Here is a 10831-nt window from a genome sequence, read left to right as displayed (position 1 = left end):
CCCTGATGTATAATGAAAGCAATGGTTTCGTCGAGGGGAACGTCAATCGGCTGAAGACCATCAAACGGATCATGTATGGCCGGGCCGGTTTCAGGCTATTGAGACAGCGTATGCTTTATCGTCCACTATAAATTTAAAATTTTGGCTATGTTCATCACAATCTATATATAAGCATTCCCCAACTTAGCGTAAGAGCCCTCAATATCCAGTGCGGTTCTGCCTTTGGGTTTTAATGTGATGATGGCTTTTGACAGACGCTCAACCAGCGTGATGACCGCACTCTTGTGACGGACACCGACAATGGTGTCGCCTTCGAGATGGCCGAACGCTTCATTGAAAGTGGGATAGTCATCCATTCTTTCAGAGATATTACGCCTGAAGGCTTGTCTGCCCCGGCGTTCCTGACGGCCATTCGGTTTTCGCTTGCCCTGCATTGGCAGCTTGGCCGCATCAAAGGTTTCCCGTTTGAACATGCGATACAGCGTGCGACCCGAGCAGTCAATTGACATTTCCTGCCGGCCGACGATCACATCCGGTGTCCAGCCCTGAGCGACCTTCTCTTCGATGTACTTCCGTTGACTGGTCGGCAAGACACTTTGTTTTCTACCACATCGCTTCTTATTTTCTTTATAGCGCTGATAGTAGTCGATGGCGGTGTGCCCGGCCTTGAAATGCGTGATGACATTGTGGATAGTCTGCCGGGCACGTCCGAGCCGTTTCGCAATCTGAGCCACGGTAGTTCCGTGTCGGAAATAGGCTTCTATGAATACTAATTCATCCGTGGTAATATGGGTGTCGGTCATGCATGATCACTCCTATGATTTCTTTTGTCGGAAAACCATTTTGAGTGTATCATGTGTGACCGTTTTATGTGTCTAGCTTAATTTTACAATCGGCGTACAGTAAAAAAACAGGCACTTAAAAATTTTCTATTATGTAAGTTAGACATACATACTGAATATCGTAAAACGCTTTAAATTTAAGAAATACAGTTGAGAGCGTAAAATAGTTTGTGTAAATGAATAAATAGAAAAAGGAAGCCCTTTTCTTGTAGAATTAAGTCACCACAACCAATTCATAGAAAAGAGGCCTCCCCTATGACTCAGTTTACAACAGATATCATGCAGGCTCTAGTAAAAAAAGAAGACATCTCCGAAGTTTTCCGTACGCATCTGGAGACGGCGGTCAATACGCTCCTTCAGACAGAACTCTCTGCTTTCCTGGATTACGAAAAATATGACCGTATCGGTTTCAACTCCGGGAACTCACGGAACGGCACCTACACCCGGACCCTCCATACGGAATATGGGAACCTGGAGCTGTCGATGCCCCGGGATCGGAATGGCGAATTCAATCAGCAGACGGTCGCTCCGTATAAGCGTGCGAACGATACGCTGGAATCCTTTGTCATCCATATGTTTCAAAAAGGCGTCACGATGTCGGAGATTTCGGATCTGATTGAGAAGATGTATGGGCATCACTACACGCCTCAGACCGTTTCCAATATGACGAAAGCGATGAGTGAACAGGTGGATGCGTTCAAGCACCGTCCGCTGGCTGCACGCTATGCCTGTATCTATCTGGATGCGACCTACATCGCCCTCAAACGCGACACGGTCTCCAAAGAAGCCGTCTATATCGCCGTGGGCATCCGGGAGGATGGATCGAAAGAAGTGCTGGCCTATACCGTTGCCCCGACAGAATCTGCATTTGTCTGGGAGGAGGTCCTCCAGGATGTCAAAGCGCGTGGGGTCGAAGATGTCCTTCTATTCATCTCTGACGGTTTGAAAGGCATCACCGACCGGATCTTTGCGGTCTTTCCAGACGCCCGGTACCAAGCGTGCTGTGTACACCTGTCCCGTGGCATCTCCCATAAAGTGCGTGTCGCTGACCGGGCTGAAATCTGTGACGACTTCAAGTCAGTATACCGGGCAGAGAGCCGGGCATCGGGCGAGAAAGCGCTACAAGCTTTTGTCGACAAATGGAAAAAGACTTACCCGAAAGTGACACAATCACTGGCATCCAATCCCTATATCTTCACCTTCTATGACTTCCCAAAATCCATTTGGAGAAGCATCTATTCAACGAACCTCATCGAATCATTCAATAAGAAGGTGAAGAAATACAGTAAGCGCAAGGAGCAGTTCCCGAACGAAGATTCATTGGACCGTTTCCTGGTCTCACAGTTCGAAATCTATAATCAGAGCTTCTCCACCCGTTGTCATTTGGGATTCGACCAGGCACGGGCAGAACTGACGGCGATGTTCAAAGAATAGTCGCACGGTGATTACATACGAGAAAAGATTTTATCTATTTACACATAATTATTGACGGTCTCATACAGTTTAAATCCTTTAATATAAGGAGGCATGTAATGAAATTAATATTAAGAATAATCGGGATATTATTTATCGCTACAGCAATTATCCTACTTTTCTGGAATGATATACGTGAACACTTTACAGATAAAGTAAATGAAAAGATAATTGAAGCCTTTAAGAATGATGGGGATGATGTAGAAATCAATTCATTTGAAACCTTCATTACAGGGATTGAACCCTACACATCCAATAGTGCAGATGATAATGATCAGTCTCCACAAGATGTCAGTCTCACTGATGATATGGCCGGCATATTAAATATAGAAAGTGCAGATATCAGTGAACCCTTATATTATGGAGAAGTTACCGACCAAAAATTGCGCAACGGCATTTCACTTGTCCATGAGAAAGACCATTTGGACATGCAGAATCTTCCAATTGCTGGACACCGGGTGGAAGGGGCAGGCATCCGTTTTAACTACCTAGATCGTGCTGAAATTGGTGATGCTATAGAATTGATTACACGCGACGAGGTGAGGGAGTATGAAATTACAGAGATATTCGATGTGAATCCTTCGCAAGTTGAGGTTATGGATCAGACCGAAGATGCGCCTCAGGAACTGACACTCATTACTTGTGATGAATATAATCCGGAGACATTATTATTTGAAGAGAGAATGATTGTTAAAGCACAAATTGTTGAATAACTTAAAATATAAAGGAGTCACAGCATTAGATCCAAGTGACCATCAATACTGACAAGAAAAAATAAACTGGATAGTCTATGACTATCCAGTTTATTTTGATGTTCAAGAATAAAAAAGAGCATCCGACAAATTAGTATGCTCTCTTTAAAATAGCCATTTTATAAACGGGCTACTTAAAAACATATCACAATAAGTCGGATGCTCACGTATAATGTTTAACTTCTACGTCTTGTAAAGTATAGAATTGAAGCACCAGCTATTAGCAGGATTGCAGCTATAATTGCAATATTACCGCTAGAAGCAATACCTGTATCCGGGAGACCTTCCTGGTCTCCAGTGCTATCTTTGTCTGGAGTATCTGCTTTATTTCCATTACTTCCTTGATCTCCAGCATCTTCTTCTGCTTCGGTACTGCCTTCATCTTGAGTGCCATCTTTGTCTGGAGTATCCTCTTTATCCCCATTACTTTCCTGATCTCCAGCACTTTCTTCACCATTGTCTGAGCCAGAGCCTTCGTCTTTGCCGTCATCTGCTGACTCGATTGGATCTAACGTATTGGTAATGAATGTTGTATTTGGAGACTCTTCATTTGACTTAGAATCAGCTGTATACCCTTTAGGTACTTCAACTTCTTTCGCTGTATATGCGTATGCTTCATTGTTCTGATCGTACTTCTCTAGGCTCTCCCACTTATGAGTCCAGTTATTGTCTTCTGATAATGTTACTGGCTCACCTGTGGCTTCACCATTTTGGAATAATTGTACATCGATTGAATCTGGACGTTTATCATGCTTATTATCTTGATCATCCCAATTTTTAACTACCTTATGGTCCGTTTCATATGTCCTGGAGTTTGTAATGATGATATTACCTTTCTCTTCATCATTAACTGTCACTTCATATGAACCGTGCTTCTCTTCAATCATTTCTTCTACTGTGTAATGAATTGGTTCTCCATCAGCATTCTTGTCTAAGCCCGTCCATGTATATGTCCAGTCAGTTTCAACTGAGACTTCCACAGGACTTTCAACTGCCTCACGTTCACCATCCACCACTTTAATCAGTTGTAGTTTGATTGTATCGGGACGATCATTTTCTTGATTGTCAGCATCTTGCCAGTTCTTTGTAGCCGTGACACTCGTTTCTTCTGGTGTATATGAGTTCGTAAGCTCATGCACTTCAGTTTCTTCGTTAAATTCATTACTAGTCAACGAATAGTTGTCAACACTATTTTCAGTCAATGTGTAAACAATTTCCTGACCGTTTTCGTACTTTGGCAAGTCAGTAAATACATGCTGCCAGTCAGTTTCTTTAGTGATATGAGCTTCTTTTACTTTTTCGCCATTGGCCAGTAAATTGACCTCGACTTTATCAGGACGCACTCTATCCTGATCATCTTTATCATCCCAAACTTTTTGGACAGACATCTCAATCAGTTCAGGAGCGTAGCTGTTTTTGATGATTAGGTTTCCATGATCCTCATCGTCTACAGACACTTCATACTCTTCTGGAACATTCAACTCTGTCACTGAATACTTGATGGCCTCACCATCTGAATTCATATCCAAATCAGTCCAAGTGTATGTCCAATCATCTTCTGCAGTCAGAACGACTGGCTCTTGATGGTTTTCACCATTTGCTGTGAGCTGCACTTCGATTGAATCTGGTCGATTACCGTCCTGGTTATTTGAATCCTCCCAAGATTTAGTAACCGTAACACCCGTTTTGTCTGGGGTGTGGGAGTTTGTCACTACAAATTCGTAACCAATCTCTGAAACTTTACGAATCTCTCCAGTGTAGTCTGGCACTGCGTTTTCAGTGACTGTATAATTAATCTCCTCACCCTCTTTGTATACAGGCAAGTCGGTAAATGTATAAGCCCATTCTTCCGCCCACTCACTAGCTGGGCCAAGCACGGATGTCTTAACCACTTCGCCATCTGCCAAAAGATTGATCTCTACATTATCTGGTCGAACACCATCTTGATTATCCGCGTCATCCCACTCTTTGGTGACCGATACTTCAGTCACTTCAGGTGTGTAAGCATTTGTGATCATCAAGTTACCATGGTCTTCGTTGTTTACACTCACTTCATACTCTTCTGGTGTATCTAGTTCTTCAACTGTGTAGTTGATGTTCTGGCCCTTAGATTTCAAATCGAGGCCGGACCATGTATGCGTCCAGTTGTTCTCTTTTGTGACTGCCACAGGATCGCCGTACGCTTCGCCATTCGCTGAAAGCTGGACCATGACAGAGTCTGGTCGGTTGCCATCCTGGTTATTGCCATCTTGCCATACTTTGGTGACGGTCGCAGATGTTTCTTTCGGTGTGTATGTGTTGGTTATGACACTGTTGAACCCTTTATCTGTTTCTGTGGTTTTGATTTCAGTCGAATACTGTTCAGCCGTGTTCTCAGTCACACTGTATTGGATTTCTGTTCCATTGGCGTACTTCGGCAAGTCACTGAACGTATGTGTCCAGTCATTTTCTTTGCTCAATACTGCGGACGTTTCAATTTCACTGCCATTTAACAGATTGATTGTCACTTCGTCCGGTCTGACACCGTCCTGGTTGTCCGCGTCATCCCACTCTTTAGTGACCGATACTTCAGTCACTTCAGGTGTGTAAGCATTTGTGATCATCAAGTTACCATGGTCTTCGTTGTTTACACTCACTTCATACTCTTCTGGTGTATCTAGTTCTTCAACTGTGTAGTTGATGTTCTGGCCCTTAGATTTCAAATCGAGGCCGGACCATGTATGCGTCCAGTTGTTCTCTTTTGTGACTGCCACAGGATCGCCGTACGCTTCGCCATTTGCTGAAAGCTGGACCATGATAGAGTCTGGTCGGTTGCCATCCTGGTTATTGCCATCTTGCCATACTTTGGTGACAGTCGCAGATGTTTCTTTCGGTGTGTATGTGTTGGTTATGACACTGTTGAACCCTTTATCTGTTTCTGTGGTTTTGATTTCAGTCGAATACTGTTCAGCCGTGTTCTCAGTCACACTGTATTGAAGCTTTTCGCCATCAGCGAATTTTGGCAAATCGCTGAACGTATGTGTCCAGTCATTTTCTTTGCTCAATACTGCGGACGTTTCAATTTCACTGTCGTTTAACAAGTTGACCGTGACTGTGTCTGGGCGAACACCATCCTGGTTATCCGCATCGTCCCACTCTTTGGTGACCGATACTTCAGTGGTCTCAGGTTTATGTGTATTTGTAACAACGATATTGTTGTCATCATCCTTACTCACTGTTGATTTATAACCTTTCGGCACGCTAACTTCTTTAACACTATAGTCAATTACTTTTCCACTGGACTGGTAGGCGTCTAGATTTGTCCAAGTGTTTGCCCATTCGTTATTTGCTGATAAAGTTACAGCTTGTTCCACTGGTTCTCCATTCGCAAGAAGCTGAACCGCAATAGTGTCTGGGCGCAACCCATCCTGATCTTTCGCATCGTCCCATTTTTTAGTTACAGAAACATCTGTCTTCTTTTTCGTATTTTTAAACTTAGCATCATATGTTACTTTTTCTTTACCATATGGCTGAGTGATCTCAATGACTTTTTCCGTTTCATCGATGATATAGCCCGTCGGTGCTTGTGTTTCAACAAGATAATATGTTCTAAGTGGCAAGTTCCCAATTTGGACTTTACCATTCTCGTCCGTTTGAATTTCATCAGCGAAGAGTACCCTCTCCCCGTTCAACTCATAGTACAACTCAAACATAGCTGGATTGTTTGCGATTGGTTCTCCTGTTTCAGTATCCAGTTTTACGATTTCCAGTGCACCACGTTTTGGATTGAATTCTCCTGAAGCCCAACTGAATTGCTCTGCAGTCAATTCTTCAGTGGACACCGTTCTTCTTTCAATACTATTACCATTTAAGTCTACTTTATTATTTACAGTGTCTCCGTCTTCAGCGGTCACTGCCGTGGTATAGTTAAGCACTAGTGTTTGGTTTAAAGTTTCACTCAGCTCAATATTAAGCCTTGTTTTACCGTCCTCAGTCTTTGTGGTGGAAAAAACATAATCTTCGCCTTCACTTAATACATTCCCGTCTACTGTCGAAACCTTTAAACTACCCTGTATATATTCCAGGCCGGCGCTTATGATATCTGTAATTTCTGCATCTTCTATAATTGATAAACTGTCATTGACTTGAACTTGCCAATCAATGTTTTCACCGATATAGATATTCGAGCCTTCATGTCCAATTGACGATTTATCCAAGAAATCATTATATTTTTTGTAACTTACAGTACCGCTGTAAGGGTAATCCTCACCATCTACTGAAACCGTCGCTTTGTTGGTGTAGTTTTCCTTAGATACATTTGGCACTGTCGTTAAAAATTCTATAACATATCTCTCTGATACTTCCTCATTAAAAGTCAGCGTAAATGTTTTACCTGTTACGTCAAGGCTATAGGTGCTCGGATCTAAAACCTCATTCGTAATGGTAGTTTTACCGTCTGAAGAAACATTATATGTGGATACTTTAATACTATCTGCATCAATAGTCCCTTCATACTGCAGAGTATCTGTAACCACTACATTTTCGCCTAGATTTTGTTGCTGATAGTTGGTGTACAGTTGCCATGCAACTTTACGATCCGTACCATTCTTCCAACCATTTACGACGTTATTTTCATTGTCTATATGAACAAGTTGACCTTCCTTTTTACCGCTGTTCCAGGAATCAGTTCTTACAGTAGTGTTAGCATTTCTATTTATATCAATGTTATGGCCACTTGTTGTTTCACCTGAGAAATTCGCCTTATTTAAATATAACTTCGCTTGCCCTTCTCCATTCAGATGTGGATCCAACGTATTGCCTTCCACTTCAAATTGAGGGTCGTAAGAAGTTTTATAGGAAACATCTAAAGATCCGCCGTCCAAAGTAGAGTAATTGCCGATCATTTTAATGATGAATCCTTTTTGATATCCAGTGTCGCCCTCTTCAGTTCTCGGCTCTAAAGTATAATCTTCGCCAAGTGTCAACTCCCCATCTGCAGAATGACTAACTTTCACTGTTTCAGGAATTAGAATCATCCCTTTATTCGGGAAATCATCTTCTATTACAAGTGACTTTATACCTTCTCTGATCGGGTTGACTTTTAAATTCCAACTCATTGTTTTTAAATTGTAATCAATGCCTGTGAATTTTTTATTGAAGCTGTTTGCAGGAGGGTTCACGGGAACGGTATTACTGTGCTCTTCATCACCAATTCCGTCACCTGCAATCCCAATGGTATTTGAGAATTTGTTTTTACTGAAATCCGTGATTTCAGTATTATATTGAATAATTATATGCTGAGTACCGATATCCCCAAAATTAAAAGTGACTTCGCCACCCTCACTATCTTTAACTCCCTGAGCTATTGTCATGGCTACATCTACATTTTCGCCTTCACTATTTTTGATGACGATATCGTCTTTTGTAAGTGTCAACCCAGCTGGCAGCGTATCTGTAACAACTACATCCTTCAGTTCGTGCTGTGCTTTGTTTAAATCAACAGTCCAGCTCAATTTTTTATTTTCGTAATCAATCCCACTGGAAGATGCTTTTTTCTTCAAGAGCGGCTGCCTATTATATTCGACTACAGCCTCATCCCGTCCGATTTCTTCATCGCCATCACTCAATGTTGCGATATTTTCGAAGCTGTTATTAGACTGATAGGCACCGCCATTGACTTTACTGTAATCTATATCTGTACTGAATCTGATTTCAAAGTGCTCGTTAGCAGCTACAGCACCGAGATCAATTGGGAAGCTTTTCGGATCCACTGATATTTCTCCAGCACTTGAACCATCAACAAACTTTTTGACTGTAAACTTCCCTTCGTCTACAGACAGTCCTTCTGGTAAAACATCATCTATAACTGCGTTTTCTATAGCAGAACCGTTTTCGTTGACGACTACAGTCCAATCAATTTGACCGGTATTTTTGTTATATGAGCCTGCTTTTTCGATTGGGTTACTTGCCGTGAGTCCTGTAACAGTAGCCTCTGCAGGCAAATTTGACTCCCCATCATAGAACGTGGCGTCGTTTGTAAAGGCTGTTTGAGTCCTATCAGTGATAGGTGTCGTATATTGTACACGGTAACCTTGGTAAGCTCCGAGGTTATCAAAAGCAATCTCAAAACCTGTTTCACTGATGTTAGGCGTAATAGTATCAACGGCGACGCCTAATACTTTATCTCCACTTAAATTTGTAGACAATTCATTTATAACAAAGTTTTCTGGTGTACCAAGCCCTTCCGGCAAGATATCTGACAGTGTCGCCGTAGTCACTGCCTCGCCGCTGTTATTTATCACATCAATTGTCCAAGTAATTTCTTTTGCATTATGGTTTCGGTCAGGGTGGCCTTCTTTTGTAATACCACTTGCTAAATTATTCGGCTTGGCAAGCACCTTTAATTCTGTACCTTTTGTGTCATTAAACTTAATGATTTGTTCGATATTTTCTTCAAACTTTTGCAGGTCAAACTTTAAGTTCAATCCCAACTCACCGTTGGAAACATACCCTTCTTCAATGTTGTCATTGAAGATTATTTGCAGTTGTCCATTTTGAATCTGATATGTTCCAACCTTTACACCATTCGTAACAAGCTCAATTTGGGGCGTAGAGACCTGTTCAAAAACATCTGGTATTTGAATCGTTGCAGTATCTCCACTTTGTGCATTCATCCCTTCAGTATTCCAATCATAGATAAGCTCCACTTCAGTGCCATCACTAAGATCAATGTTAGAGCCATCTACAATTTCAACACCGTTATGGGTTAAACTCCTAAACTCAAAAATGTTTGGAGTCAATTCGGCCAAAGGCGCAACTTCCTTCTTTCTCGCTTCTTTTTTATTCGCTGACCCCTCTTTTTTCGCTTCCTTTTTTGGTTCTTCTGTTGATTCTTCAGTTGTCTCTTCTGTTGATTCTTCAGTTGCCTCTTCTGTTGATTCTTCTGTTGCCTCTTCTGTTTCTTCTACCGCAAGTGGAACGATAATTGCATCCTCATTATTTATTGGATCAATAATCGCTTCTCGTGCACCTTCTGCAATATGATTTGAATCAAATGCCACTTGAACAGTAAACGTCATGTTTTCATTTCTTGACACTGCAACCGCTTCTAAAAATTCAATTTCCAATACTCCATTGCTGTTGACGGTGTAACTCGCAACGTTATTAGTATCAGACGCTACAAAATCATTGACAGTCTCAACAACATTAAGAGAAGCGGGCAAGTTATATGTAACCTTGTCTTCTACTCCATAATTATGGTTTTCGGATAGATGAGCTTCTAATTCTAATATGAATGTTTCTTCTGCTTTAATTGGATTTTTACTACTAATGGATGTTCCTTCCAAATTTAATGCTTTTTTAGTACCCACTGAAAGTCCACGCTTTTCTTCAACGACCTCTTCTTTTTGGGCTTCTGAACTTTTCTTACTAGTGTTGTCCTTTTCTGCTCCTTCTTGTTCCGCTTCAGATGAATCGACTGCACCAGGAGCAGGTTCTTTGGACTTCTCAGTAGATTCTTCTGTTTCTGTTACGTCTGTTTCCCCCTCATCATTTGGATCTACAGATTCAATCTCCACACTTTCCTCATCATTAGTTACCTCAGCAGCTACCATAGATAAAGGTGATGTAAGGATTGAACTTAAAATTAATAGTAATGCAACATAAATAAAAATAAGTTTCTTCACATTTTCCCACTCCTTAAATATATTTATTTTTGGCTCTCCCTAATCATGTGTGCTTGACATTGAAAAAAGCAGAATCTTCCTCTAATGTTTAAAGTACCAA

3 protein-coding genes and 1 pseudogene are annotated in these 10831 nt (G+C 41.6%); 2 read left to right on the top strand and 2 right to left on the bottom strand.

The window, feature by feature from the left end; all coding sequences use genetic code 11:
• Nucleotides 1-191: 191 nt before the first annotated feature.
• A pseudogene (locus ACFFLE_RS09400) lies at nucleotides 192-803 on the bottom strand (IS30 family transposase); the annotation flags it as partial.
• 294 nt (nucleotides 804-1097) lie between these two features.
• Here ACFFLE_RS09400 and ACFFLE_RS09395 point away from each other — a divergent pair.
• Nucleotides 1098-2276 carry an IS256 family transposase gene (locus ACFFLE_RS09395; RefSeq protein ID WP_372909181.1) on the top strand — a complete coding sequence of 393 codons (1179 nt, stop codon included), beginning with the start codon at nucleotides 1098-1100 and terminating at the stop codon, nucleotides 2274-2276.
• Nucleotides 2277-2374: 98 nt separating this feature from the next.
• Entirely contained in the window at nucleotides 2375-3028 is a 654-nt protein-coding gene (locus ACFFLE_RS09390; RefSeq protein ID WP_380570846.1) for a class A sortase, read from the top strand.
• A 215-nt stretch (nucleotides 3029-3243) separates the two neighbouring features.
• Here the strand turns inward: ACFFLE_RS09390 and ACFFLE_RS09385 are convergent, their stop codons facing one another.
• On the bottom strand, nucleotides 3244-10731 hold the full coding sequence (locus tag ACFFLE_RS09385; protein ID WP_380570845.1) for a Cna B-type domain-containing protein: 7488 nt from the start codon (nucleotides 10729-10731) through the stop codon (nucleotides 3244-3246).
• Nucleotides 10732-10831: the final 100 nt, after the last annotated feature.

The sequence above is a fragment of the Salinicoccus siamensis genome (assembly GCF_042429615.1).
GTDB classification, from domain to species: Bacteria; Bacillota; Bacilli; order Staphylococcales; family Salinicoccaceae; genus Salinicoccus; species Salinicoccus siamensis.
Note: the sequence above shows the minus strand (reverse complement) of the source record. Positions and strands in the feature narration are given on the sequence as shown.